The organism is Reyranella aquatilis (genome assembly GCF_020880995.1).
GTDB classification, from domain to species: domain Bacteria; phylum Pseudomonadota; class Alphaproteobacteria; order Reyranellales; family Reyranellaceae; genus Reyranella; species Reyranella aquatilis.
The window spans coordinates 130,394-153,666 of the sequence record NZ_JAJISD010000008.1 but is presented as its reverse complement, the minus strand read 5'-3'; the positions used below and the strand labels follow the sequence as shown (position 1 = coordinate 153,666).

Sequence of the window (23,273 nt, the reverse complement as noted above, 5' to 3'; positions counted from 1 at the left end):
CCGATCAACCCGCAGAAGAGCCCCGGCGTTGCGCTGGGGGCGCAATATTGTGGAGGTGCCGTCAGGCGGGCCGCACAGCCCCTTCACGTTGCGATGGGACAGGTGGAAAGGCCAGGGCCACCGCGACAGCCGCGAGGCCGATGCCGAAGGATGCAATGTAGAGATAACCGTAGCCGTGGAAGGTATCGAAGATCCAGCCGCCGGCCGCGGGCCCCAGCGCCATCCCCAGGCTGGAGATCATCGCTGCGCCGCCGAACACGGTGCCCATGATGCGCATTGGGAAGTATTCTCGGGCGATCACGGCGTATAGGGGCATCACGCCGCCATAGGCCATGCCGAACAGGACCGCGACGGCGTAGAACTCCCCGGCATCGCGGGTGAAGTAGTAGCTGCCGGCTCCGACCGCCTGGACCATCAACCCGAGGACGACGATCCGCCGAGCGCCGTACCGGTCGCCCAGGAGACCGAACAGGATTCGGCCGCCCAACCCCGCCAGTCCCTCGACGCTGTAGATCGTCACGGCCGTCATGGCCGGCAGGCCACAGGCGAGTGCGTAACTCACCGTGTGGAAGATCGGGCCGGAATGCGCCGCGCAGCAGCAGAAGAAGGTGAGCGAAAGCACGATGAACTGCGGCGAGCGCAGCGCCTGTCCGACGGTCATCCCCTCCCCGCCCTCCGCCGGCATTCCGGGCGACGCCGCCGTGACTTCCGGCGGGCGGCGGACCAGCAGGGCCGCCGGAACCAGCAGCACCCAGGCCGCGATGGCGATCGTCATCTGTGCCGTGCGCCAGTCGTATGCGGAGACCAGCCACTGGGCGAAGGGCGAGATGGTCATGGGCGCGACGCCCATGCCGGCCGACACCAGCGACACGGCAAGGCTGCGATGCCGGTCGAACCAACCGGTCACGGTCGCGATCATTGGTGCGAACACTGCCCCGGCGGCGATGCCGACGACGACCCCGTAAATGAGTTGGAATTCGAGCAGGCTCGTGGCGCGGCTGGCGAGCGCAAGACCGAGCCCCAGCAGGAGCGCACCCGACAGCACGACGACGCGCGGTCCGAAGCGATCGCTCAGTGCGCCCCACCCGAATGCCGCGACGCCCATCGTGAGAAAGTCGAGGGTCATGGCACTCGAGATACCGGTGCGCGACCAGCCGGTATCGTCCGACATGGGCTGGAGGAAGACCGCCAGAGAGAACAGCGCACCGATGGCGACGCATCCCATCAGGGCGCCGGCACCGACGATGACCCAGCCGTAAGACCGTTCGATCGCGATCCTCCATGTCTGACGGTTTTTGTTAACCTATGGGTTAAATATTTGCAACCCTCTTGCACGGACACTAGGGTCTTACTCGGTCCGGAGGCGCAAATAATGCTGAAGAGACTGGTCTGTCTTGCCGTTCTGCTGAGCATCACGGCCGCGAGCACCGCGTCCGCACGGGACGAGCTGGTGAGCGCCCGACTGCCGGACGGCAAGGATATTCCCTACGTGCTCACGACCGGCGGCGGCACACCGCGCTACGGTGTCATCCTGATGCCCGGCGGGTCGGGCAACCTCGATCCGCGCCTGATCGACGGCAAGCTCACGCTTTCCCTCGCCGGCAACTTCCTCATCCGATCGCGGGAGATATTCGCGGAAGGACCGTTCGTTGCAGCATCGACGGACGCGACCACGACACCCGATCGTATCCTGGCGATCGTACGCGACCTCCAGCGCCGCTACGGCAGCATCCCGGTCTACGTCATCGGCACCAGCCGCAGCACCGATTCGACGATGACCCTGTCGCCGGCCCTCGACGGTATGGTCGCGGGCTTCGTCCATACCTCGTCGATGAACCGGATCGCGAGCTTCGACACGAGGAGATTCAAGAGCCGGCACCTCGTCGTCTATCACGCGATGGATGCGTGCCGGGTCACCAAGCCCTCCGCCTCGGCGTCAGCCAGGAGCAATGGCGCGGAGACGATCGAGGTGGCGGGCGGCACGTCAACCGGCGACGACTGCGAGGCCCGCGCCCATCACGGCTACAATGGCATCGAGCGGGCAACGATCGACAAGATCAAGGCGTGGATCGCCAAGTCTTGAGTGAACGACCTTTCTTCGGCGCTCTCGGACATTGCCAGGCAATGTCCTGCCGCTCAACGGCCGAGCTTTGCTCGGCCATCACTCCGGCTTGATGTTGGCCTCGCGGATCAGGCGGCCGAAACGCTCGTATTCCTGGGCATTGAAGCGCGCGAACTGCTCCACGCTCATGGTACCGGGCTCGCCGCCGAGACCGCGCAGCTTCGCCTGAACGTCGGGCAGCGCCACGATGCGAGTCAGCTCGGCCTGCAGCTTCGTGACGATGTCAGGCGGCGTGCCCGCCGTCACGTAGACGCCGTACCAGGTCGTCATGTCGAAACCCGGCAGGCCCGCCTCGGCGAGCGTCGGAACATCGGGCAACTCGCTGCTGCGACGCTCCGAAGTGACGGCCAGTGGTTTGAACTTGCCGGCCTTGATCTGGCCCATCGCCGACGAGGTCGTGTCGAACATCATCTGCACATTGCCGCCGATGATATCGAGATGGGCCTGCGCACTGCCCTTGTAGGGCACGTGCATCCCCTTCACGCCGGCCGCCGCGTCGAACGCCTCGCCCGCAATGTGCTGCGTGCTGCCGACGCCCGAGGAGGCGTACTTGAACTCGCCGGGCCGCGCCTTCATCGCGGCAATCAGCTCGACCACCGAGTTGACGGGCACCGAGGCGCCGACCACCAGCACGTTGGGCACGTTCACCACGAGGCCGATCGGGATCAGGTCCTTGATCGGATCGAAGCCGAGCCTCAGCAGATGCGGCGCGATGGCCTGGCCGGTGTTGGTGGCGACCAGGATCGTGTGGCCGTCGGGTGGCGCCTTGGCGGTGAGATCGCCGGCGATCGTGTTGGAGGCGCCGGGCTTGTTCTCGACGACGAAGGTGCCCTTCATCGATTCGGCCAGCTTCTCGGCCAGCATGCGGGCCACGATGTCGGTGCCGCCGCCGGCATTGGCGCCGACCATCAGGCGGACGGTCTTCGTGGGATAGGGCGTCTGCGCGCTCGCGGCCTCGACCGCCAGCAGTCCGGGCAACGCCAGCAGGAGCCTGCGTCTCATGGCGCCGGCTCCACGGCCAGTTCGGTGCCGCTCACCGATTTCACGCGCACCTTGGCGCCCTTCACCATGTCGGGGCCGGTCACGCTCCAGCTGCCGTCGCCCAGGATTACCCGGCCCCGCCCGTTCAGGATCGGCTCGTCGAGGACGATGATCCGGCCGATCAGCGCATCGGCCCGCGCATTGAGCGTCGAGGTCGCGGGATTGTCGGCATGCTGCAGCCGGCGCAGCGTGCGGCGAAGCCCGACCGCTGCCGCGACGGAAATCACGGCGAAGGTGAGGAGCTGCAGTTCGAGCGAGAGGTCCGGCACGACCAGCAGGAACAGGCCCGCCGCCGCCGCGCCGATGGCCAGAAACAGGAAGACCACGCCCGGCAGCATCATCTCGAAGACGAGCAGTACCGCCGCGACCGCCCACCAGTACCAGAAGAGGATCTTGAACATGGCCGCCTAGCCCGCGTTGGGAACCGAGCCGCGCGCGCGCGTGGCTTCGACGCCGCGCGCCTGGGCTTCCTTGGCGAGCTCGCCGATGCCCGCGATCGAGGCCATGACGCCGGTCGCCTCGACGGGCAGGAAGAACACCTTGGAATTCGTGCTGGAACCCATCTTGGCCAGAGCCTCGACGTACTTGGTGCCCAGGAAGTAGTTGGTCGCCTGCACGCCGTTGCCGGCGATCGCGGCGGCGACGACCGAGGTCGCCCGGGCCTCGGCCTCGGCCATGCGCTCGCGAGCCTCCGCGTCGCGGAACGCGGCCTCACGGCGGCCCTCGGCGGTCAGGATGGCCGACTGCTTCTCGCCCTGGGCGCGCTGGATGCTCGATTCGCGGATGCCCTCGGCCTCGAGGATGGTGGCGCGCTTCTCGCGCTCGGCTTTCATCTGCCGCCCCATCGCCACCACGATATCGTCGGGCGGGGCGATGTCCTTGACCTCGATACGCAGGACCTTGACGCCCCAAGGGCCGGTCGCCTGGTCGATGACGGCCAGCAGGGTGTTGTTGATGTCGTTGCGCTTCGACAGGGCTTCATCGAGCGCCATGTTGCCCATGACCGAGCGGATGTTGGTCAGCGCCAGATTGGTGATGGCGAGATGGAGGTTCTGGACTTCGTAGGCGGCCCGCGCCGCGTCGACGACCTGGTAGAACGCGACAGCATCGACCTGGACGGTGGCGTTGTCCTTGGTGATGACCTTCTGTCCCGGAATGTCGAGAACGTTCTCCTGCATGTTCATCTTGCGGCCGACCGTGTCGACGAAGGGGACGATGAAATGCAGGCCGGGCGCCAGGGTGCGCGTGTAGCGGCCGAACCGCTCGATGGTCCAGTTGGTGCCCTGCGACACCGTCTTCACCCCGGCGAAGACCAGCACCAGCGCCACGAGGACGACGGCCAACACGAAGATCAGCGCACCGGACAACATTTGAGCGTCTCCCTGGATTTCACAGGGACCCTAGCCCATGCCGGCGCGCGGGACCAACCTGCCGCCGGCAGCGCCGCTAGTCGGCGGCGGCGGCGAACTCGGGTGACGAGACGGCTGCTTTCGCGGACGGCGCGGAAATCCGCTGATCGGTGGCAAGCCAGCGGTCGAGGAAGCCGTTGATCCAGCGATCGAGCGGCGGATCGTAGAGCGCGTGCATGGAAAGATGGACGCCGCGCTGCTGGGCGCCCGGCATCTTCAGCCGCTCGGCCGCGCTCAACGTCCAGATGCTCTTCATCTCCAGTGTGACTTCGGGATGGAACTGGAAGCCGAAGGCGTTGGGGCCGCACTGGAAGCCCTGCACCGGATAACGGTCGTTCGTGGCCAGCAACTCGCAGCAGTCCGGAATGGTCATGCCTTCCCGATGCCACTGGTAGACCTTCATCGGTCCCCTGAACCACGCCCGGCCCGCTTCCGTCGGTTCGACATCGACATAGCCGATCTCGACCAGGCCTTCGGGGTGAGGCCCCACCCGGCCACCGGCGGCGCGGGTCAGCAGCTGGGCACCGAGGCAGAGCCCGAGGAAGGGGACGCCGGCGTCGACCACCTTCGGAATCCAGTCCAGTTCGCACTTGATGCCGGCCAGGGTGCCGCAGTCGTTGGCGGACATCGGTCCGCCGAAGATCACCACGCCCGCATAGTCGGACATGTCCTCGGGCAGGTTGCAGCCCAGATTGGGACAAAGACGATGGAGTTCGTATCCGCGCTTCTCGAGCAGGGCGCCGACCCGTCCGGGCCGCGAATGCTGCTGATGCACGACGATGGCAATTTTTTTAGGGCCCATTTCTCTACTTTGGCCAGCCGGTTCCGTCATGGATTTGCAAGATATGCGCCAGGTGTGGCAACGACAAGGCGAACGGCTTCCAGGGAGACGAAATGGCGCGGAAACTCGACTTCTACTTCGATTGTTCCAGCCCGTGGACCTATCTCGCCTTTCACGCCGTCCAGCCCATGGCGCAGGAAACGGCAGCCGAGATCGTCTGGAAGCCCATCCTCGTGGGGGGCGTGTTCAACGCCGTGAACCAGACGGTCTATGAGAGCCGGGCCAAGCCCAATCCGCGGAAACAGGCCTACACCCTGAAAGACATGCAGGACTGGGCCCGCCTCTACGGGCTCGCCATCAAGTTCCCGCCGACGATTTTCCCGGTGAACAGTGTCAAATGCATGCGCGGCGCCTTCGTCGCGCTCGACGAGGACAAGCTCGTGCCCTATGCCGCCGCCGCCTTCGAGGCCTATTGGGGCGGCGACCGCGACCTTTCCCGCGAAGATGTGCTCGCTGACATCGCCCAGCGCGCCGGCATCGAGCGCCAGCAGTTCTTCGCCGGCATCGAAACGGAGTCCTGCAAGGCACGGCTGCGCGCCAACACCGACGAGCTGATCGCCCGCGGCGGTTTCGGCAGCCCGACGATCTTCGTCGGCGACGAAATGTTCTTCGGCAACGACCGCATGCCGCTGGTCAGGGCCGCCCTGGAGGCCGCATGAGCCGCAACGCCGATCCCGATTTCTGGTCCAAGGCGAACGCCCACCTGGTGCGCTACGGCGGCGCCTTCTCGCCGCTGATCGCCGAGAGCGCGGCGGGCAACTACTTCACCGATGCCGACGGGCGCAGGATCCTCGACTTCACGTCGGGCCAGATGAGCGCAATCCTGGGTCACAGCCACCCCGAGATCGTCGCGGTGGCACGCCACTACATCGGCGAACTCGACCATCTCTATTCGACGATCCTGTCGCGGCCCGTGGTCGAGCTGGCGGCGTTGATCGCCAAGGTTTCGCCCGGCAGGCTCAACCGCGTGCTGCTGGTCTCGACCGGCGGCGAGTCGAACGAGGCGGCTCTCCGCATGGCCAAGCTGGTGACCGGCCGGCACGAGATCGTGGCCATGAGCCGCTCCTGGCACGGCGTCACCGGGGGCGCCGCCGCGGCCACCTACTCGTCGAGCCGCAAGGGTTATGGCCCGCTGCAGCCCGGCGCGCTGGTCCTGCCCGCCCCCGACACCTATCGCTCCCGCTTCATCGACGACCGCGGCACCTACGACTGGCAGGGCGAGCTCGACTTCGGCTTCGAACTGGTCGATCGCCAGTCGAGCGGCGCGCTGGCGGCCTGCATCGTCGAGCCGATCCTGAGTTCCGGCGGCGTGCTTGAACCGCCCGAAGGCTGGATGGCGGCGCTCGCCGAAAAGTGCCGCGAGCGCGACATGCATCTCATCTTCGACGAGGCGCAGACCGGCCTCGGCCGAACCGGCACACTGTTCGCGTGCGAACGCGACGGGGTGGTGCCGCAATATCTCACCCTTTCCAAGACCCTGGGCGCCGGCCTGCCGCTCGCCGCCATGCTGACCACGCCAGAGATCGAGGACGTGGCGGCCGAGCGCGGCTTCCTGTTCTACACGACGCATGCCTCCGATCCCCTGCCCGCCGCCGTCGGCCTCAAGGTGATGGAGGTCATCCTGCGCGATAAGTTCACGGAACGCGCGGCAACCCTCGGCAAGCGCCTCAAGGATGGGCTGATGGCATTGCAGCAGCGCTACGACTGCATCGGCGACGTTCGCGGACGAGGGCTGCTGCTGGGCCTCGATCTGGTCAAGGACCGACGCTCGCGGACACCCGACCCGGAACTGGCACAGAAGGTGGCCCGCACCTGCCTGGAACTGGGAATGATGACCAGCACCGTTCGAGGCGGCTTCGGCATCTTCCGCATCGCGCCTCCTCTCACGGTGGACGAAGCGGAAATCGACCTCGGCCTCGAAATCTTCGACCGGGCGCTCACCAAAGCTTTACAGTGAAAAATGAGCCAATTCGGCGCTTCCGCTCCCGCAACTGGTATTTGGATTTGAAACGGGCGTCTAACTGTTGTACCCGCTGCGGTTTCCGGGCCAACGGCGTTGGGAGTTTGCGGATGTTCAAGAGGCTTACACAGGCGGCAATTCTTGCGGGCAGTATCCTGGCCCTGGGAGGCTGCACGCTTGGCCAGACCAAGACCGCGGCGGCGCCCGTGAAGCCCCCGGCAGCCGACTACCAGGCGCCCGTTCCGCCCTCGCCTCCGGCGGGCCAGATCCGGGCCATCTGCTACAATGAAGCCGACCTGTCGATCGTTCGCGCCCGCATGGTGCAGCAGGAACTGCAGGTCGTGACGCTGCAGTGCCAGGGCCCCGGCGGACGCCGCGCCTACGAGACGGTCTACGCCGACTTCGTGAACAAGTTCAAAGCCGAGTTCGCGACCAATGCCCGCTCGCTCTCGCAGATGGCCGGCCGCAAGCGCTTCAACACCGACGTGCTGGTGACCGAGATCGCCAACCGCACGGCGCAGCGCGCCCCGACCGACAAGGAATTCTGCTCGCGCGGCAAGCGCGCCTTCGACTGGGCGATGGACCCGAAGGTCACGGCGCTGTCGCAGGTGCCGCCGCCGTACGATCTGGGCCCGGAGATGAACATCTTCCCCTGCCCGGCTCAGTAGAGAAGACGGGCGAAACGGAAAGAATCGAAAGGCGGTCCCCAGGGACCGCCTTTTTCTTTGACGGATCGATCAGATGTGCTGGGCCATTCGCTCGCCGGAGCCGCGGCCACCCGGCGACGCGCCTGTCGTCGCCGCCTTCAGGACGGCGAGATAGCCGGGCTTCAACTCCATCGACGGGCCGCGACCGGCCTCGATCAGGGCCCGGTGCGCCTGCGGCAGGCGCCAGCACGGCACGAACATGAACAGGTGATGCTCGAGGTGGTAGTTCACCCAATAGGGCGCCACCAGCAGCCGCATCAACGGGTTGGCGTGGGTCGTCCGGGTGTTGCGGAGAGGATCGTCGTTGTCCGGCACCACGGCATGCTCGGCGATGTTCCGGATCCGGCTCACGAGCTGGTACCAGGTGGCGAGCGGCAGCAGCCACATCACCGGATACAGCCACCAGTAACCGATGGCCGACAGCCCCACGAGCAGGACGGCGTTCGCGACCAGCGGCCCCTTCTCCCGGCGCCACAGGTTGCCGAGTTGAGTGGCGATCGGCGCGTCCGCGGGGCCGAGCGCACGACGAAGCTGCTCGCCGCGCCGCAGGAACGCGGTCTGTCCCGTGAGATCGCGCACGATCTTGCGCCGCAGGCTCGTGCGGCTGGTCGGGAAAGCCGCCGACAGGCCGAGATCGGGATCCTGAGGCTGCTGGGTGAAGCGGTGATGCTGCAGGTGATAGGGCCGATAGAGCGTGAGACTGGTGAACACCGGGAACGCGCAGAGCCAGCTTCCGACCCAGTCGTTGAGGCGGCGGTCGGCGAACAGCAGACCGTGCGCCGCGTCGTGCATCAGGATCGCAATGCCGAGTTGGCGGCCGCCGATCACCATCACACCGAGCAGGAAGGTGAACGGATTGGGCCACCAGGCGAACAGCGCCATGCCGCACCCGATCAGCGCCCAGGCGTGCAGGACCAGCAGCGCGCCCATGAGGTTCGATCTGGCCCCGAGGCGCCGCATCTGTTCCAGGGTGAGGAAATCGCCGATCCGGCTCATCCCGAAAGGCTGGGCGCGGCACGGGCGACTGTCAACGCCGCGCGGGGACGGCTATATGTCAGCACATGCACCGCAATACCGTCCGCACCGACGTCCTCGACGTCACGTACGAGGAGCACGGCCCGCCCGACGGCGCGCCGGTGATCCTGCTGCACGGCTTCCCCTACGACGTGCGCGCCTACGACGAGGTCGCGCCGGCGCTGGCGGCCGACGGCAACCGTGTCCTCGTCCCCTATCTGCGGGGCTACGGTCCCACGCGTTTCCTGTCGCCCGACACCCTGCGCTCGGGCGAGCAGGCGGCCCTCGGCCACGACCTGCGCCAGTTCATGAAAGCCCTCGGCATCGAGCGCGCGGCGCTGGCAGGCTACGACTGGGGCGGCCGGGCGGCCTGCATCGTCTCCGCCCTCTGGCCCGAGCGCGTGCGCTGCCTCGTGAGCTGCACCGGCTACAATCTGCAGAACATCGCCGCGTCGGTGGAACCGGCACCGGCGGCCGCCGAGCACCGGCTCTGGTACCAGTACTACTTCAACACGGAGCGCGGCCGCGCGGGCCTCACCAAGAACCGCCGCGACGTCTGCCGGCTGCTGTGGAAGCTGTGGTCGCCGGAATGGACGTTCGACGAGGCGACATTCGAGAGGACGGCATCGTCGTTCGACAATCCCGACTTCGTCGACGTGGTGATCCAGTCCTATCGGCACCGCTACGGCTATGCCAAGGGCGATCCGCTGCTGGAGCCACTCGAGGCACAGCTGGCGAAGCAGCCGGTCATCCGGGTGCCCACCATCAACCTGCACGGTGCGGCGGACGGCGTCGGCCCCGCGTCGGATCGCGACGGGCAGGCCGACAAGTTTACCGGCGGATACGAGCGGCGCATGCTGCCGCACATCGGCCACAACGTCCCCCAGGAGGCGCCGGCCGAGACGGTCGCGGCTCTGCGCGATCTCATGAAGGAAACGCCACAATGACCACCATCGCCCTCATCGGCTCCACGGGCAACATCGGCAGCCATGTCCTCGACGAGGCGCTGTCCCGAAAGCACAGCGTCACCGCCATCACCCGCGACGCCTCGAAGCTGAAGCCGCGGCCGGGCATGACCGTCAAGCAGGGCAGCACCACCGACGCGGAGTCGATGGCGGCGATCCTGAAGGGTCACGACATCGTCGTCGCCTCCGTGAAGTGGAACGAAGCCAGCGTCCATCATGTTCTCGACGCGGTGCGGAAGAGCGGCGTGAAGCGCGTCCTGTTCGTGGTCGGCGCCGGAAGCCTTCTGCGCGCCGACGGCCGCACCCATCTCGACCACATGGCCGATCGCGGCATCCAGCCGCCGACCTCCAAGCCCGCATCCCTGGCGCTGGAGGAGGTGCGCAAGATCAAGGACCTCGACTGGACGGCGATCTCGCCGCCGGCCTCGATCCAGCCTGGCGACCGCACCGGCAAGTTCCGGCTCGGCAAGGATCAGCTGCTGGAAGACAAGAACGGCGAGAGCCGGATCAGCCGGGAGGACTTCGCGGTCGCCATCGTGAACGAGATCGAGAAGCCCAAGCATCTCCGCAAGCGCTTCACGGCGGCATACTGAGGCAGTGCCGTCATCCTGAGCGCGGCGAGGAATCTCCCGTTCGCAACGCAGTCGGCTGCCTGCCAGGCGAGGTCCTTCGCTCGGCTCGGGAAGACGTGCGGCCCTACTCCAGCGTCTCCAGCAGGCGCGCGCACAGGTAGGTGCGCGGCTGCAGCGACGAGAAATAGATCTGCTCAGTGATCGCGTGGGCGCCCTTGCCGTCGGCGCCGAGACCGTCGAGCGTCGGAATGCCGAGTGCCGCTGTGAAGTTGCCGTCGCTGCCGCCGCCGGTCAGCGGCACGTCGTTCAATTCCTTGCCGAGTTCGCGATAGATCGCCTGCGCCTTCTGGAAGAGAGCGGTGATGCCCGCATCCTTCTGATAGGGCGGCCGGTTCATGCCGCCCTCGACCGTCAGCTCGACTTCCTTGCCGATCGGCTCGAGGTTCAGGAACCAGTGCGTCATCTCCTCGGCGAGCTGCATGCTGGGCACGCGCAGGTCGACGTCGATCGAGCACTCGGCCGGCGTCACGTTGACGCCCGAGCCGCCGCGGATCAGGCCGACGTTGCAGGTGATGCCCCGCGCATAGTCGGTCTTCTCCTCGATGCGCACGATCTGGCGGGCGATCTCGAGGATGGCGCTGCGGCCGTCCTCGTGGCGCACGCCAGCGTGGGCGGCGCGGCCCTTGGCCGTTAGCGTGAAGCGGCCGACGCCCTTGCGCGAGGTCACGACCTTGTCGCCGTCGCGGCCCGGCTCCATGACCAGCGCGTATTTGTGGCCCCGGGCGGCTTCCTCGATACGGGCACGCGAGGTCGGGCTGCCGACCTCTTCCTCGGGAATGAACAGGAAGGTCACCGGCAGCTTGGTGCGCTTGCCCTGGCGAATCAGGTGGCGCAGCGCGTAGTAGGCGATGTAGCCGCCCGCCTTCATGTCATAGATGCCGGGGCCGAAGACGCTGTCGCCTTCCTGGCGGATCTTCAGCTCCTTCTCCTTCATCCCCAGCGGATGCACCGTATCGAGGTGGGCGAGGACCAGGATGCCCTTGCCCTGCCCCGTGCTCCATTCGGCCGGGGTCCTGGCTTCAAGGATGTCGCCGAAGCCGTCGCATCCCGGCGTGCGGTCGAGGTTGAGACCGAGGTCGCGGAACTGGCCCTCGACCTTGTCGACCATGAGATTGACCGCCTTCGCGTCGTGGCTCGGGCTCTCGATCTCGATCCATTCGACGATCCCTTCGAGGATCTCCTTGGGATCGATCTTGGGCTCGTTCTTCATGCTCTCGGCGGCCATGTCTCAACTCCGGTTGGCGAACCTCATCCCGCAAAGGCGTTACCTTCGCGGGATGAGGGGCTGTTGGCGTCTGGGACCTAGATCGGATCCCAGGTGAAGTACTCGGGCGAGCGCTTCATGTCGGTGAAGTAGGGCTTCATGGACGGCACGGCGTGCTCGGCGATGTCCTCAAGGGTCCAGCCCTCGGAGTTATGCACGGAGCGTACCGGGCGGTTGGCGTTGAACAGCATGATCTCGTTCATGCGCACACCGAAGATCTGCGAGGTGATGCCCTGCTCCTGCGCCGAATCGGACAGCAGGTAGACGGCCATCGGCGCGATCTTGGCCGGCGTCATCTTCTTGGAGCGCTCCAGGCGCGCCTTCTGCGCCTCGGTGTCGGCGGGGATGGTGCCGATCATGCGCGTCCAGGCGAACGGCGAGATGCAGTTCGAGCGGACATTGAACGCCGCCATGTCGAGCGCGATCGAGCGCGACAGGCCGATGATACCCATCTTGGCCGCCGAATAGTTGGCCTGGCCGAAGTTGCCGACGAGGCCGGAGGTCGAGGTGAAGTGCACGAACGCGCCCGACTTCTGTTCCTTGAAGTAGTTGGCGGCGGCGCGGCTGGTGTTGAACGAGCCGTTGAGATGGACGTCGATCACCATCTTCCAGTCCATGTGGCTCATGCGATGGAAGATGCGGTCGCGCAGGATGCCGGCATTGTTGATGACGCCGTCGATGCGGCCGAAATTCTCGACCGCCGCCTTGACCATGCGCTCCGCGCCGGCCGGATCCGCGACGCTGTCGCCATTCGGCACGGCCTGGCCGCCGGCCGCCGCGATTTCGGCGCAGACCTTCTCGGCCGCCGTCGCGCTGCCGCTGCCCTCGCCGTCGACCGCGCCGCCGAGATCGTTGACCACGACCTTGGCGCCTTCCTTGGCCGCCAGCAGCGCCATCTCGCGGCCGATGCCGCCGCCCGCGCCGGTGACCAGCACGACCTTGTCCTTCAGCATGTTCGCCATTGTCTTCTCTCTCCCTCTTCTATTGATCCAGTTTCGGTGTCCGCGGCTCGCCGCGCAACAACCGCGCGCTCAGCACCGTCGCGACGGCGAAGGGCGCCAGTCCGATCACCATCGGCATCGCGATGTAGCGGCTGCCGACGACCGAGAGCGCCGCGACGGCGACGGTACCCATCGCGCCCATGCCCATCTGGGCGAGGCCAGCCAGCGACGAGGCCGTGCCCGCCAGTCTCGGATACATGCCCACGGCACCGGCATTGGCGTTGGCCACGATCATGCCGGTGCCGAAGCTCAACAGCATGTGGGGCCCGACGATGGCCCACCAGGTGACGATGCCGGAGAGCGAAAGAGCCGCCATGCCGACCAGTGCCGCAACGTGGAACCAACCGGAAAACATGATGATATCGACCGGTGCGACGCGGCCTACCAGCCGGTTGTTCACGAAGGTGCCCAGCGTGAAGCCACCGACCGAGAGCAACACGATCAGGCCGAACTCGCGCGGGCTGAATCCCATGCTCTCCTGCAGCACGAAGGGCACACCGGCCAGCATCCCGAAGTTCATCGCGAAGGCAAAACCCAGCGGCAGGATGTGGCCGAGGAAGCGGCGGTCGCGCAGCATCTCCCCCGATCCGCGCAGCAGACTCGACAGGTCGATGCGCTCGCTGCGGAACTTGTTGGTCTCGCGAAGGCCCGCGAGCGTGACCAGAAACAGGATCGAGCCGAAGCCGCCCACGAACCAGAAGGTCGCGCGCCAGCTCGCCCATTCGCCGAGGAAGCCGCCGACGGTCGGCGCCAGGGAGGGTGCGATGTTCTGGCCGAGCGAGATCCAGCTCATGACCAGCGGCATTTCCTTGAACGTGTAGGCGTCGCGCGTCAGCGCCCGGCCCAGCACCGATCCCGACGCCGCGCCCAGCCCCTGCAGGATGCGCAGGCCGATCAGCCCGCCGATCGAGGGAGCGAAGGAACAGGCGAAGCTCGTGATCGTGAAGAACAGCAGCCCGCCCAGCAGGACCGGCCGCCGCCCGAAGCGGTCGCTGAGCGGCCCGTAGAACAGCTGGCCCACGGCGAAGCCCAGCATGTAGGTCGTGAGCGTCAGCTTAACGTTCTCCGGCGTCGCCAGCAGTTCGTGACCGACCGACGGCATGACCGGCGTGTAGATGCTCATCGTGAGCGGGCCGAAACTGCCCAGCGCCACCAGCAGGGCAATGTAGGCGGGCGACCGCGGTGCGAGGTTCACGTGGTCTTTGCCCCGATCCCTGATTCTGCCGCGCCCTCGGCACCGAAATCTCCCCCGGGCGCCATCTCCTCCTGCGCCTTCGACAGGCGCGGGTAGTAGTGGCGGAAGGCGTCCCGGATCTCGTCGAACGGGATGTCGGCGAAGACGCCGCGATAGGCGAGGTATTCCATGTGACGCCGCCCGCTCAGGTCGAACGGGTGGTAGATCGAATCGCCCACGGCGTCCCAGTCGAGCGGCTTCAGGCCGAACTTGTCGGTGAGCTCGCGGTTGAATGCGGGCGTCGCCTTGATCCAGCGCCCGTCCAGCCAGACGTCGGTATAGCCGTGATAGTGGAAGACGTCGCTGCCCATCAGTTCCGAGAGCCGCTGCGTCGTCATGTGATTGCGCACGTCGGCATAGCCCAGACGCGCGGGAATTCCGGCGGCGCGACAGACCGCGGCCAGCACGCCCGCCTTGTTCACGCAGTATCCGTGCCCCGCCTCGACGGTTGCGCTGGCGCGATAGGCTTCCCGCCGCATCGGCGTGTTGTAGGGATCATAGCGCAGCTCGTCGCGCACGGCGTAATAGAGGCGCAGCGCCTTCTCACGGTCACTGCCATTGCCGGCCACGCGCCTTGCATAGGCCACGATTGTCGGGTGTTGTGAATCGATCAGATCACCCGATTGCCGATAGGCCTCGAAGCTGGCGCCGTCGCGAACGACGTCGTCGCTCACGGTCTTGAGGGAATCGTAATCCATCTGCGGCAATTCCTTTAAGGCAAGAGGCGGGAAAGTCCATGAGCGACGGCGCGCAATTCACCCATGCGCATATGGTGCGCTTCGAAAGGCTCCTCCCCTGCCTGCCGGCGCAGGCCTGGGGCTTCCTGGCGGACCCCGGCCGACTGCCCGGCTGGTACGGCGACGGGCGGATCGAACCCAGAGTGGGCGGCGCCGTGTCGCTAATGGGCGGTCACATTCGCGGCGTCGTCACGCAATGGCAGCCGCCGGGCCGGCTGGCCTACACATGGAACGTGTACAATTCGGGTGACGCCATGTCGCCCTACCCCGAGTCCTACGTGATCCTGACTCTCGCGGCGGCGGCCGAGGGCACTGTCTTCACCCTGGAGCACCTGCCGGTCCTGGAGTCTTTCGTGAAGCTCAACGCGATGGGCTGGCACACCTTCATCGACATGGTCGATGCCGCGGTCCGCGGCGAGCCGGTGCACGGACGCGACCACTACATGGCGAGTAGTGCCCGGCACTACGGTGTGGATCTCAGCAACCCGCTGGGGTGACCTGCATCCGTGGTCCTGAACGGAGCCGCCCCGAGGGCGGCGCAGTCGAAGGACCTCTTTTCCAGCGCAGAAAGCGTTGAAGCCAGGACAGGACCTTCGGCGCTTCTCTCAGAACGACCGCGACACCTAAAGCGACGGCGGAGCGTCGGCGTCGGACTTTACCAGGAAGTGGGCGTTGGCCGTCGCCACGGGTCGGGAGCGGTCCTCCTGCCATGCTTCGGCGAAGACATTCACCATTCGCCGCCCTTGCTTCGTCACCTTGGCGCAGGCGATCACGTCCACCGGGCGGGCCGAGCGCAGGTAGTCGACGGTGATGTTGACGATCTTCGGCACCGTCTCGGTCTCCGTCTCCCACAGGAGATGGAAGATCGCCGCCATCTCGAGCATCGCGCCCAGGGTGCCGCCGTGGATCGCCGGGAGGAAGGTGTTGCCGATCAGCTCCGGGTGAAAGCGCATGCGGGTCAGCAGCTCGCCGGTACCGTTCTCCGGCGCGATCTGCATCCAGCGCGCATAGGGGATCGCCTCGGCCAGGCGGGCGACGTTACCCTCCTTGCGGGCCTCGGCAAGACGTTCGAGCAGCGCGCTCATGACTTGTCTCCCAGCGGCGGCCGCGTCGGCTTGCCCTTGGTGCCCAGCATGAAGGTGCCGGCCGCGGCCGCGATCGGATCCTTGGCGTCGCCGTGATGGGCGAAGGCGCGCGTGAAGGCGACCGACCGGGTGATGCGATAGCACTCGGCCTCGGCGATCACGGGCTTGCCGGGCTCCGCCGGCCGCACATAGTCGATGCGCAGGTCGAGGGTCGCGAAGGGTTCGGGCGCCTTCAGCATGGTGGCGACCGACATGCCACAGCAGCCGTCGAGCATGGCGGTGAGCGGTCCGCCCGCCAATACGCCGGTCTCGGGATTGCCCACGAGTTCCTCACGCCATTCGAGCTGCATCGAGGCGAAGCCACGCGAGGCGCCGATCACCTTCAGTCCCAGCGCCTTGCTGTGCGGGATATTGTCCGAGAACCACTGCTGGAAAAGCGCGATGCGCGCGTCCTTGTCCATCTAGAGCCCCATCTGGCGGGCGGCGAGATCCTTCATGATCTCGGTCGAGCCGCCGCCGATCGACATGACCTTGGTCTCGCGATAGATGCGCTCGACCTTGGCCCCGCGCAGGTAGCCCGCGCCGCCGAAGATCTGCATCGCCTCGTTGGCGCAGAACTCCATCGTCGAGGTCGCCAGGTTCTTCAGCATGCAGATCTCGGCGACCGGCTTCTCGCCCTGCCCGACCCTGTAGGCAAGGAGTTCGAGCGTCGACTTCACGGCGTTGATGCGCATCGCCATGTCGACCAGCCGGTGGCGCACCACCTGGTTGGCGATCAGCGGCTTGCCGAAGGTATGTCGCTCGCGGGCGTAGGCGATCGCCTCGTCGAGGCAGACCTTGGCGTAGCCGCAGGCGCCGGCCGACATGCCCAGCCGCTCGGAGTTGAAGTTCAGCATGATGCCGATGAAGCCGCGATTCTCCTCGCCGATCAGGTTCTCGACCGGAACCCTGACATTGTCGAAGAAGAGCTGGGCGGTGTCGGAGGCCCACCAGCCCATCTTCTTGAGCTTGGAGCGGGCGAAGCCCTCGCGGTCGCGCTCGATCAGCAGCAGCGAGACGCCGCCCGCGCCCGGCCCGCCGGTGCGGACGGCGACCGTGTAGTAGTCGGCGCGCATCCCGGAGGTGATGAACATCTTCGAGCCGTTGACGACGTAGTGGTCACCCTCGCGCCGCGCCGTGGTCCTGAGGTTCGCGACGTCGGAGCCGCCACTGGGCTCGGTGATGGCGAGCGCGCTGATCTTCTCGCCGGCCAGCACCTCGGGCAGCACCTTGCGCTTCATCCATTCCGGGCCGAGCGCGGCGATGGGCGGGGAGCCGATCGTGTGGCTGTTGAGGCTGGCATTGAGCCCGCCGCTGCCATGGCGCGCCATCTCCTCGGCCTTGACGATCCCGAAGAAGGGGTCGGTCGGGACGCCGCCATAGGCCTCCGGGAAGCCGAGCTGCATCAGCCCTGCAGCGGATGCCTTGCGGAAAAGTTCGCGCGGGAACTCCTCCGCCTCGTCCCACTGGTCGACATGGGGCATGATCTCGCGCTCGACGAACCGGCGGACTGTGCTCCGGAAGGCCTCGTGCTCCTCGGTATAGAACGGCGACGGCGGCCTCCCCGACGGAAGGGCCTGCTCGGCGAGCGACATGGTAATCTCCGGTGACAGCGCTTGATCTGCGAACAGTACATTGCACTGAGCGAAAATCCATTGACTCTCCTCAGGGCGGCCATGTCTTATGATTCGAGTTGAACACGAAGCCATTAAACGGCCGGTTTACAGGGTAGGGGAATGCTCGATTTCATCCAGCAGCTGGTGAGCGGAATCGCTCTCGGCTGCGTCTACGGCCTGATCGCGCTGGGCTTCGTGCTCATCTACAAGGCGACGGAAGTCGTGAATTTCGCCCAGGGCGACCTGATGATGCTGGGCGGGTTCTTCGTCTTTACCTTCATCGGGCTCGTCGGCCTCGACTACTGGCTCGGTTTCCTTTTTGCCGTCTGCGGCATGGCCGTGTTCGGCATGGCCACCGAGCGAATCCTGATCCGGCCCATACTTGGCTACCCACAATTCTCCATCGTCATGGCGACGATCGGTCTCGGCTACTTCCTGCGCTCCGTGGCCGGCATGATCTGGGGCACCGACGACCTCAAGATCGAGACCCCCTTCTCGACCGGCGTTCTGAAGCTCGGCGACCTCGTGATCGCGCACGACAAGCTCTCCGTGATCGTGGCCACCGTCATCCTCTGTGTCGTGCTCTATGCCTTCTTCAACTACACGCGGCTCGGCACCGCGATGCGCGCCACCTCGGAGAACATGCTGGCTGCCTATTACATGGGCATCCCAGTCAAGCGCGTGGTCTCGCTGATCTGGGCGATCAGCGCCGCGGTTGCGGCGACGGCGGGGGTGCTGCTGGCGCCCATCACCTTCATCCATTCCAACGTCGGCCTCGCCCTCGGCCTCAAGGCCTTTCCGGCGGCCGTGCTGGGCGGCTTCGGCTCGATCCCCGGCGCGCTGATCGGTGGCCTGATCATCGGCGTGATCGAGACGCTGGCCGGCTTCTACCTGCCGCAGGGCTGGAAGGACGTCGCCCCCTACGTCGTGCTCCTGATCGTCCTGCTGGTGCGACCGCACGGGCTGTTCGGTCCCAGCATGCGCAAGAAGGTCTGAGCCCATGCGTTTCGTCTTCAAGACCGACTACAACCAGGACATCAAGCTGCTGAAGCACGGCGGCTACTGGTGGTCCTACGGCGTGCTGCTGGCGGTGATGATCGCCGCGCCCTATCTGGTCGGCAGCTACCTCCAGAGCCAGATGGTGTTCGTCTTCATCTACGCCATCGTCGGCGTGGCGCTGATCATCCTGACGGGCTTCACCGGGCAGGCCTCCCTTGGCCACGCCGCCTTCCTCGCCATCGGTGCCTACACCGCCGGCTTCATGCAGAGCAAGGGCATACCGTTCATCGTCTATTTCCCTGCGGCCGCCATCATCACCGGCGCGGTCGGCGCGATGGTCGGCTTCCCGGCCCTGCGGCTCAGCGGCATCTACCTCGTGATCGCCACCATCGCCTTCGCCTTCATCGTCGAGGAAATCCTGGCGCGCTGGGAATCGGTCACGCACGGCAACGAGGGCATGCGGGTCCGCACGATCGATCTCCTTGGCCAGCCGATCCCGCGCGACGGCGATGCCTTCTACTTCCTCTGCCTGCTGGTCCTCGTCGGATCGATCCTGCTGGCGCTGAACCTGCTGCGCTCGCCCACCGGCCGCGCCTTCATCGCGATCCGCGATTCGGAGACCGCGGGCAAGAGCATGGGCATCGACCTGGCCGGCTACAAGGTGAAGTCCTTCGCCATCAGCGCCGCCCTCACCGGCATGGCGGGTGTCCTGTTCGCTCACAAGATGTCCTTCATCTCGCCCGAGATGTTCACCCTGCTGCTCTCGATCGAGTTCATCATGGTGATCATCATCGGCGGCGCGTTCGGCGTGCACGGCGCGGTGCTGGGCGCGATCTTCATCGTCATGGTCGATCCGTTCCTGACGGCCCTGAAGGACGACGTGCCGGTGCTGGGCGCCAGCCTCGCCTCTTCGCTCGGCATGTCGCCCGAGGGAGCCGGCAAGTTGCGGGAAACCATGTCCTCGATCGGCTCGGCCGCCGGCCTCAAGGGCGCGATCTACGGCCTCATCATCATGATGTTCATTCTGTTCGAGCCCTACGGACTGTACGGCCGCTGGCTCAAGGTGAAGCTCTTCTTCCAGCTCTTCCCGCTCTACAAGAAGGCGACCTTCAAGCGACAGAAGACCTACGTGAAGTCGGAGCGCAACCGATGAGCTTCTTCACGGTCGACGGGATCTCGCTCCAGTTCGGCGGCCTCAAGGCGGTCGACAGCGTCAGCTTCAGCGTCGAGAAGGGCGAGATCTTCACCATCATCGGCCCCAACGGCGCCGGCAAGACCTCGATCTTCAACCTCATCTCGCGCCTCTACGACCCGACGTCGGGCAAGCTGTTCTTCGAGGGCCGCGACATCACCGAGATCCCGGCGCACCAGATCGCCAAGCTCGGCATCGCCCGCACCTTCCAGAACATCGAGCTGTTCGAGAACGCGACGATGCTGGCCAACCTGCTGGTCGGCCGGCACTGCCACGCCACCACCCAGCTCTGGCAGGAGATCCTGTTCCTGCCCTCCGTGCGGCGGGCCGAGAAGGAGCACCGCCGCAAGGTCGAGGAGGTGATCGAATTCCTCGACCTCCAGCCCTATCGCGAAAAGCTGATCGCCGGCCTGCCCTACGGCGTGCGCAAGGTGGTCGAGGTGGCGCGCGCGCTGTGCTCGGAGCCGAAGCTGATCCTCCTGGACGAGCCCTCCTCCGGCCTCAACGTCGAGGAGACCGACGACATGTCGTTCTGGATCCGCGACATTCGGACGGAGCTCGGAGTCACGGTGCTGATGGTCGAGCACGACATGAGCCTGGTCAACCGCGTGTCGGACCGCGTGCTGGCGCTCAACTACGGCAAGGTGCTGGCCTCGGGCACGCCCGCCGAGGTGCAGGCGCATCCCGACGTCATCGCCGCCTATCTCGGCACCTGAGCGGAGAAGACATGAGCGACGATCCGATCCTCAAGGTCTCCAACATCGAGAGCTACTACGGCCCGATCATGGCGATCCGCGGTGTGAGCCTCACCGTGCCGCGCGGCAAGATCATCACCGTGCTGGGCGCCAACGGCGCCGGCAAGACGACGATCCTCAAGACCATCTCCGGCGTACTGGACCCGCTCAAGGGCACGATCGAGTTCGAGGGCAGGCCGATCCAGCGCATGGATGCCGACAAGATCGTGCGCCTGGGGTTGAGCCACGTGCCCGAGGGCCGCGAGGTCTTCCCGTTCCTGTCCGTGCGCGAGAACCTGGCGATGGGCGCCTTCCTGCGCACGGACCGCGACGGTGTCGCCAAGGACCTCGAGCGGGTCTTTACCTATTTCCCGCGTCTGAAGGAGCGGATCGAGCAGCCGGCCGGCTCGCTGTCCGGCGGCGAGCAGCAGATGCTGGCGATCAGCCGGGCACTGATGAACCGGCCGAAGCTGCTGCTGCTCGACGAGCCGTCGCTCGGCCTGTCGCCGCTGCTGGTCAAGGAGATCTTCAGCATCATCCGCCGGGTCAACGCCGAGGAAGGCACCTCGATCCTGCTGGTCGAACAGAACGCCAAGATGGCGCTGGAGACGGCTCATTACGGCTACGTGCTCGAGGTCGGCCGCGTTGTGATGGACGATACCTGCGAGCGCCTGATGAACAGCAAGGATATCCAGGAATTCTATCTCGGCGCCAAGGAAGAAAGCGCCCGCGGCGAACGCCGCTGGAAGAAGAAGAAGAACTGGCGCTGACGGGAAGCGAGGAAACATGCCCACCAACGCGACGCTGACGGTTGCCGAAACCCTTCCCAAGAGCTTTCTCCTTTCCTGCCGGACGCGGGGCGACAAGCCGGCGATGCGCGAGAAGCTCTACGGGATCTGGAATGCCATCTCCTGGAACCAGTGGCTGGATCGCTCGCGCGCCATCGCCTTCGCCCTGCATCAGCTGGGCTTCCGCCCCGGCGACGTGGCCTCGGTCCTGGCCAATACCGTGCCGGAATGGAACTACGCAGACTTCGGCATCCTCTGCGCAGGCGGGGTTTCCTCCGGCATCTATCCCACCGACTCGGCCAAGCAGGTCGAGTACCTGATCAACGATTCCCGGACCTCCGTGCTGTTCGTCGAGGACGACGAGCAGCTCGACAAGGCCCTGGAGGTGCGGGAGCGCTGTCCCACCCTGCGCAAGATCGTCGTGTTCGACATGGAAGGCCTGCGCACCTTCAGCGATCCCATGGTCGTCTCGCTGGACGAATTCATGGCGGCCGGCCGCAACTACGGCCAGGGCAAAGATGCCCTGTTCGAGGAGCTGGTCGCCTCGCGCAAGCCCGACGACCTCGCCATTCTGGTCTATACGTCCGGCACCACCGGGCCGCCCAAGGGGGCCATGCACAGCCATCGCAACGTGGTCTACACGATGCAGAACTGCATGCACCCGGAGCTCTCCCTTTCCTGGCACGAGGGCGACGAGCGACTGGCCTTCCTGCCGCTGTGCCACGTCGCGGAGCGGGTCGCCGGAAGCTACTACTCGGTGGCGACCGGGGTCTGCAGCAACTTTGCCGAAAGCCCGGAGACCGTGCCCGACAATATCCGCGAGGTGCAGCCGACCTTGTTCGGCGCGGTGCCGCGCGTATGGGAAAAGTTCTACGCCGGCATCACGATCGCGCTGAAGGACGCCACGCCGCTGCAGCAATGGGCCTACCGGCACGCGATTTCGGCCGGCAACGCCATCGCGGACGCCCGACTTGCGCGACGTGAACCGACGGCACTGGAGAAGCTGCGCTTCCAGGCGGCCTACTGGCTGGTCCTGAAGAACATCCGTCGCATGATCGGCCTCGACCGCTGCCGCTGGCTGTTCACCGGCGCCGCGCCGATCTCGCCCGAACTGATCCGCTGGTATCTGGCGCTCGGCCTCGACATGTACGAGGTCTATGGGCAGACCGAGAATTGCGGACTGGCGACGGCGATGCCGGCCAACGGCATCAAGCTCGGCACGGTCGGCAAGTCGGTGCCCTACGGCCAGGTCACGATCTCGCCCGCCGGCGAAATCCTGATCAAGGGCGACATGGTGTTCATGGGGTACCTGAACCAGCCGGAGAAGACGGCCGAGACGGTCGACAAGGACGGCTGGCTGCATACCGGCGACGTCGGCGTGATCGATGAGGAGGGCTACGTCAAGATCACCGACCGGATGAAGGACATCATCATCACGGCGGGCGGCAAGAACATCACGCCGTCGGAGATCGAGAACCAACTCAAGGCCTCGCCCTACATCAGCGACGCCGTCGTGATCGGCGACAAGCGCGCCTACCTCACCTGCCTGGTGATGATCGAGCGCGAGACGGTCGAGAAGTTCGCCCAGGATCTCGACGTGCCCTTCACCAACTACACCAGCCTGTGCCGCGCCAAGGAGGTGCAGGACCTGATCTGGTCGGAGATCGAGCGGGTCAACGCCAACTTCGCGCGAGTGGAGACGATCAAGCGCTTCTTCCTGATCGAGCAGCAGCTCACGCCGGAGGACGAGGAGCTGACGCCGACCATGAAGCTCAAGCGCTCGTTCGTGAACACCAAGTACAAGGAACAGATCGACGCGATGTACCGCCCGCAGGCCGCCTGAGCCGGGCGCACGGAGTTCAAGAGAGTTCAGTAAAGCGTAGTTGGAGGAAA

At 66.0% G+C, this 23,273-nt stretch carries 25 protein-coding genes; 12 read left to right on the top strand and 13 right to left on the bottom strand.

All coding sequences use genetic code 11. The features are described 5' to 3' along the window. Positions 1–61: 61 nt before the first annotated feature. A complete protein-coding gene (locus LJ725_RS18890; protein WP_230552410.1) occupies positions 62–1,270 on the bottom strand; it encodes an MFS transporter in 1,209 nt (402 codons plus the stop codon). 102 nt (positions 1,271–1,372) lie between these two features. Between LJ725_RS18890 and LJ725_RS18885 the strand changes: the two genes are divergently transcribed. Further along, a complete protein-coding gene (locus tag LJ725_RS18885; protein WP_230552205.1) occupies positions 1,373–2,083 on the top strand; it encodes a hypothetical protein in 711 nt (236 codons plus the stop codon). 78 nt (positions 2,084–2,161) lie between these two features. Here the strand turns inward: LJ725_RS18885 and LJ725_RS18880 are convergent, their stop codons facing one another. From LJ725_RS18880 to LJ725_RS18865, 4 genes are all read right to left on the bottom strand, one after another. Then, on the bottom strand, positions 2,162–3,124 hold the full coding sequence (locus LJ725_RS18880) for a Bug family tripartite tricarboxylate transporter substrate binding protein (protein WP_230552204.1): 963 nt from the start codon (positions 3,122–3,124) through the stop codon (positions 2,162–2,164). Then, a complete protein-coding gene (locus LJ725_RS18875) occupies positions 3,121–3,564 on the bottom strand; it encodes an NfeD family protein (protein WP_230552203.1) in 444 nt (147 codons plus the stop codon). The genes LJ725_RS18880 and LJ725_RS18875 overlap by 4 nt, the downstream gene beginning before the upstream one ends. Positions 3,565–3,570: 6 nt before the next feature. Further along, positions 3,571–4,530 (bottom strand): SPFH domain-containing protein, encoded by a 960-nt coding sequence (locus LJ725_RS18870; RefSeq protein WP_230552409.1) that lies wholly within the window; start codon positions 4,528–4,530, stop codon positions 3,571–3,573. A 79-nt stretch (positions 4,531–4,609) separates the two neighbouring features. Further along, positions 4,610–5,374 (bottom strand): glutamine amidotransferase-related protein, encoded by a 765-nt coding sequence (locus tag LJ725_RS18865; RefSeq protein ID WP_230552202.1) that lies wholly within the window; start codon positions 5,372–5,374, stop codon positions 4,610–4,612. A gap of 92 nt (positions 5,375–5,466) precedes the next feature. On the opposite strand from LJ725_RS18865, the gene LJ725_RS18860 reads away from it, so the two are divergent. From LJ725_RS18860 to LJ725_RS18850, 3 genes are all read left to right on the top strand, one after another. Next, positions 5,467–6,072 (top strand): 2-hydroxychromene-2-carboxylate isomerase, encoded by a 606-nt coding sequence (locus tag LJ725_RS18860; protein ID WP_230552201.1) that lies wholly within the window; start codon positions 5,467–5,469, stop codon positions 6,070–6,072. Continuing rightward, positions 6,069–7,370, top strand: a complete 1,302-nt coding sequence (locus tag LJ725_RS18855; RefSeq protein WP_230552200.1) for an aspartate aminotransferase family protein — start codon at positions 6,069–6,071, stop codon at positions 7,368–7,370. The genes LJ725_RS18860 and LJ725_RS18855 overlap by 4 nt, the downstream gene beginning before the upstream one ends. A gap of 113 nt (positions 7,371–7,483) precedes the next feature. After that, entirely contained in the window at positions 7,484–8,041 is a 558-nt protein-coding gene (locus tag LJ725_RS18850; protein WP_230552199.1) for a hypothetical protein, read from the top strand. A gap of 69 nt (positions 8,042–8,110) precedes the next feature. On the opposite strand, the gene LJ725_RS18845 is transcribed toward LJ725_RS18850, so the two are convergent. Further along, a complete protein-coding gene (locus tag LJ725_RS18845; protein ID WP_230552198.1) occupies positions 8,111–9,076 on the bottom strand; it encodes a fatty acid desaturase family protein in 966 nt (321 codons plus the stop codon). 65 nt (positions 9,077–9,141) lie between these two features. On the opposite strand from LJ725_RS18845, the gene LJ725_RS18840 reads away from it, so the two are divergent. Continuing rightward, complete coding sequence (locus tag LJ725_RS18840) at positions 9,142–10,041, top strand: alpha/beta fold hydrolase (protein ID WP_230552197.1); 900 nt, start codon at positions 9,142–9,144, stop codon at positions 10,039–10,041. Further along, positions 10,038–10,652 carry an NAD(P)-dependent oxidoreductase gene (locus LJ725_RS18835; RefSeq protein ID WP_230552196.1) on the top strand — a complete coding sequence of 205 codons (615 nt, stop codon included), beginning with the start codon at positions 10,038–10,040 and terminating at the stop codon, positions 10,650–10,652. Before LJ725_RS18840 ends, LJ725_RS18835 begins: the two co-directional genes overlap by 4 nt. 103 nt (positions 10,653–10,755) lie before the next feature. On the opposite strand, the gene LJ725_RS18830 is transcribed toward LJ725_RS18835, so the two are convergent. From LJ725_RS18830 to LJ725_RS18815, 4 genes are all read right to left on the bottom strand, one after another. Then, positions 10,756–11,916 (bottom strand): M20 family metallopeptidase, encoded by a 1,161-nt coding sequence (locus LJ725_RS18830; RefSeq protein ID WP_230552195.1) that lies wholly within the window; start codon positions 11,914–11,916, stop codon positions 10,756–10,758. A 77-nt stretch (positions 11,917–11,993) separates the two neighbouring features. Further along, positions 11,994–12,917, bottom strand: coding sequence for an SDR family NAD(P)-dependent oxidoreductase (locus LJ725_RS18825; RefSeq protein WP_230552194.1), 924 nt, complete (start codon positions 12,915–12,917; stop codon positions 11,994–11,996). Between the two features lie 19 nt (positions 12,918–12,936). Continuing rightward, positions 12,937–14,151 (bottom strand): multidrug effflux MFS transporter, encoded by a 1,215-nt coding sequence (locus LJ725_RS18820; protein ID WP_230552193.1) that lies wholly within the window; start codon positions 14,149–14,151, stop codon positions 12,937–12,939. Further along, the gene (locus LJ725_RS18815) at positions 14,148–14,888 is read right to left on the bottom strand and encodes a transglutaminase-like domain-containing protein (RefSeq protein WP_230552192.1); all 741 of its coding nucleotides are present in this window, start codon (positions 14,886–14,888) and stop codon (positions 14,148–14,150) included. The genes LJ725_RS18820 and LJ725_RS18815 overlap by 4 nt, the downstream gene beginning before the upstream one ends. Before the next feature lie 38 nt (positions 14,889–14,926). Between LJ725_RS18815 and LJ725_RS18810 the strand changes: the two genes are divergently transcribed. Beyond that, positions 14,927–15,424 (top strand): SRPBCC domain-containing protein, encoded by a 498-nt coding sequence (locus tag LJ725_RS18810; protein WP_230552191.1) that lies wholly within the window; start codon positions 14,927–14,929, stop codon positions 15,422–15,424. A gap of 126 nt (positions 15,425–15,550) precedes the next feature. Here the strand turns inward: LJ725_RS18810 and LJ725_RS18805 are convergent, their stop codons facing one another. From LJ725_RS18805 to LJ725_RS18795, 3 genes are read right to left on the bottom strand one after another with little or no spacing between them, the layout of a single operon-like run. Beyond that, on the bottom strand, positions 15,551–16,012 hold the full coding sequence (locus LJ725_RS18805; protein WP_068199910.1) for a PaaI family thioesterase: 462 nt from the start codon (positions 16,010–16,012) through the stop codon (positions 15,551–15,553). After that, positions 16,009–16,473 carry a PaaI family thioesterase gene (locus tag LJ725_RS18800; RefSeq protein WP_230552190.1) on the bottom strand — a complete coding sequence of 155 codons (465 nt, stop codon included), beginning with the start codon at positions 16,471–16,473 and terminating at the stop codon, positions 16,009–16,011. The genes LJ725_RS18805 and LJ725_RS18800 overlap by 4 nt, the downstream gene beginning before the upstream one ends. Next, positions 16,474–17,646, bottom strand: a complete 1,173-nt coding sequence (locus tag LJ725_RS18795; protein WP_230552189.1) for an acyl-CoA dehydrogenase family protein — start codon at positions 17,644–17,646, stop codon at positions 16,474–16,476. Positions 17,647–17,787: 141 nt separating this feature from the next. Between LJ725_RS18795 and LJ725_RS18790 the strand changes: the two genes are divergently transcribed. From LJ725_RS18790 to LJ725_RS18770, 5 genes are read left to right on the top strand one after another with little or no spacing between them, the layout of a single operon-like run. After that, positions 17,788–18,663 (top strand): branched-chain amino acid ABC transporter permease, encoded by an 876-nt coding sequence (locus LJ725_RS18790; RefSeq protein WP_230552188.1) that lies wholly within the window; start codon positions 17,788–17,790, stop codon positions 18,661–18,663. 4 nt (positions 18,664–18,667) lie between these two features. Next, positions 18,668–19,819 carry a branched-chain amino acid ABC transporter permease gene (locus tag LJ725_RS18785; protein WP_230552187.1) on the top strand — a complete coding sequence of 384 codons (1,152 nt, stop codon included), beginning with the start codon at positions 18,668–18,670 and terminating at the stop codon, positions 19,817–19,819. Beyond that, positions 19,816–20,574 carry an ABC transporter ATP-binding protein gene (locus tag LJ725_RS18780; protein ID WP_230552186.1) on the top strand — a complete coding sequence of 253 codons (759 nt, stop codon included), beginning with the start codon at positions 19,816–19,818 and terminating at the stop codon, positions 20,572–20,574. The genes LJ725_RS18785 and LJ725_RS18780 overlap by 4 nt, the downstream gene beginning before the upstream one ends. Positions 20,575–20,585: 11 nt before the next feature. Continuing rightward, positions 20,586–21,362 (top strand): ABC transporter ATP-binding protein, encoded by a 777-nt coding sequence (locus LJ725_RS18775; RefSeq protein ID WP_230552185.1) that lies wholly within the window; start codon positions 20,586–20,588, stop codon positions 21,360–21,362. Positions 21,363–21,378: 16 nt separating this feature from the next. Further along, the gene (locus tag LJ725_RS18770; RefSeq protein ID WP_230552184.1) at positions 21,379–23,223 is read left to right on the top strand and encodes an AMP-dependent synthetase/ligase; all 1,845 of its coding nucleotides are present in this window, start codon (positions 21,379–21,381) and stop codon (positions 23,221–23,223) included. Positions 23,224–23,273 lie beyond the last annotated feature (50 nt).

Bases quoted from the DNA above. Each gene is read 5' to 3' on its own strand.
- LJ725_RS18885 (WP_230552205.1), top strand. From the start codon at position 1,373: ATGCTGAAGAGACTGGTCTGTCTTGCCGTTCTGCTGAGCATCACGGCC.
- LJ725_RS18880 (WP_230552204.1), bottom strand. From the start codon at position 3,124: ATGAGACGCAGGCTCCTGCTGGCGTTGCCCGGACTGCTGGCGGTCGAG.
- LJ725_RS18875 (WP_230552203.1), bottom strand. From the start codon at position 3,564: ATGTTCAAGATCCTCTTCTGGTACTGGTGGGCGGTCGCGGCGGTACTG.
- LJ725_RS18865 (WP_230552202.1), bottom strand. From the start codon at position 5,374: ATGGGCCCTAAAAAAATTGCCATCGTCGTGCATCAGCAGCATTCGCGG.
- LJ725_RS18860 (WP_230552201.1), top strand. From the start codon at position 5,467: ATGGCGCGGAAACTCGACTTCTACTTCGATTGTTCCAGCCCGTGGACC.
- LJ725_RS18855 (WP_230552200.1), top strand. From the start codon at position 6,069: ATGAGCCGCAACGCCGATCCCGATTTCTGGTCCAAGGCGAACGCCCAC.
- LJ725_RS18850 (WP_230552199.1), top strand. From the start codon at position 7,484: ATGTTCAAGAGGCTTACACAGGCGGCAATTCTTGCGGGCAGTATCCTG.
- LJ725_RS18845 (WP_230552198.1), bottom strand. From the start codon at position 9,076: ATGAGCCGGATCGGCGATTTCCTCACCCTGGAACAGATGCGGCGCCTC.
- LJ725_RS18840 (WP_230552197.1), top strand. From the start codon at position 9,142: ATGCACCGCAATACCGTCCGCACCGACGTCCTCGACGTCACGTACGAG.
- LJ725_RS18835 (WP_230552196.1), top strand. From the start codon at position 10,038: ATGACCACCATCGCCCTCATCGGCTCCACGGGCAACATCGGCAGCCAT.
- LJ725_RS18830 (WP_230552195.1), bottom strand. From the start codon at position 11,916: ATGGCCGCCGAGAGCATGAAGAACGAGCCCAAGATCGATCCCAAGGAG.
- LJ725_RS18825 (WP_230552194.1), bottom strand. From the start codon at position 12,917: ATGGCGAACATGCTGAAGGACAAGGTCGTGCTGGTCACCGGCGCGGGC.
- LJ725_RS18815 (WP_230552192.1), bottom strand. From the start codon at position 14,888: ATGGATTACGATTCCCTCAAGACCGTGAGCGACGACGTCGTTCGCGAC.
- LJ725_RS18810 (WP_230552191.1), top strand. From the start codon at position 14,927: ATGAGCGACGGCGCGCAATTCACCCATGCGCATATGGTGCGCTTCGAA.
- LJ725_RS18805 (WP_068199910.1), bottom strand. From the start codon at position 16,012: ATGAGCGCGCTGCTCGAACGTCTTGCCGAGGCCCGCAAGGAGGGTAAC.
- LJ725_RS18800 (WP_230552190.1), bottom strand. From the start codon at position 16,473: ATGGACAAGGACGCGCGCATCGCGCTTTTCCAGCAGTGGTTCTCGGAC.
- LJ725_RS18795 (WP_230552189.1), bottom strand. From the start codon at position 17,646: ATGTCGCTCGCCGAGCAGGCCCTTCCGTCGGGGAGGCCGCCGTCGCCG.
- LJ725_RS18790 (WP_230552188.1), top strand. From the start codon at position 17,788: ATGCTCGATTTCATCCAGCAGCTGGTGAGCGGAATCGCTCTCGGCTGC.
- LJ725_RS18785 (WP_230552187.1), top strand. From the start codon at position 18,668: ATGCGTTTCGTCTTCAAGACCGACTACAACCAGGACATCAAGCTGCTG.
- LJ725_RS18780 (WP_230552186.1), top strand. From the start codon at position 19,816: ATGAGCTTCTTCACGGTCGACGGGATCTCGCTCCAGTTCGGCGGCCTC.
- LJ725_RS18775 (WP_230552185.1), top strand. From the start codon at position 20,586: ATGAGCGACGATCCGATCCTCAAGGTCTCCAACATCGAGAGCTACTAC.
- LJ725_RS18770 (WP_230552184.1), top strand. From the start codon at position 21,379: ATGCCCACCAACGCGACGCTGACGGTTGCCGAAACCCTTCCCAAGAGC.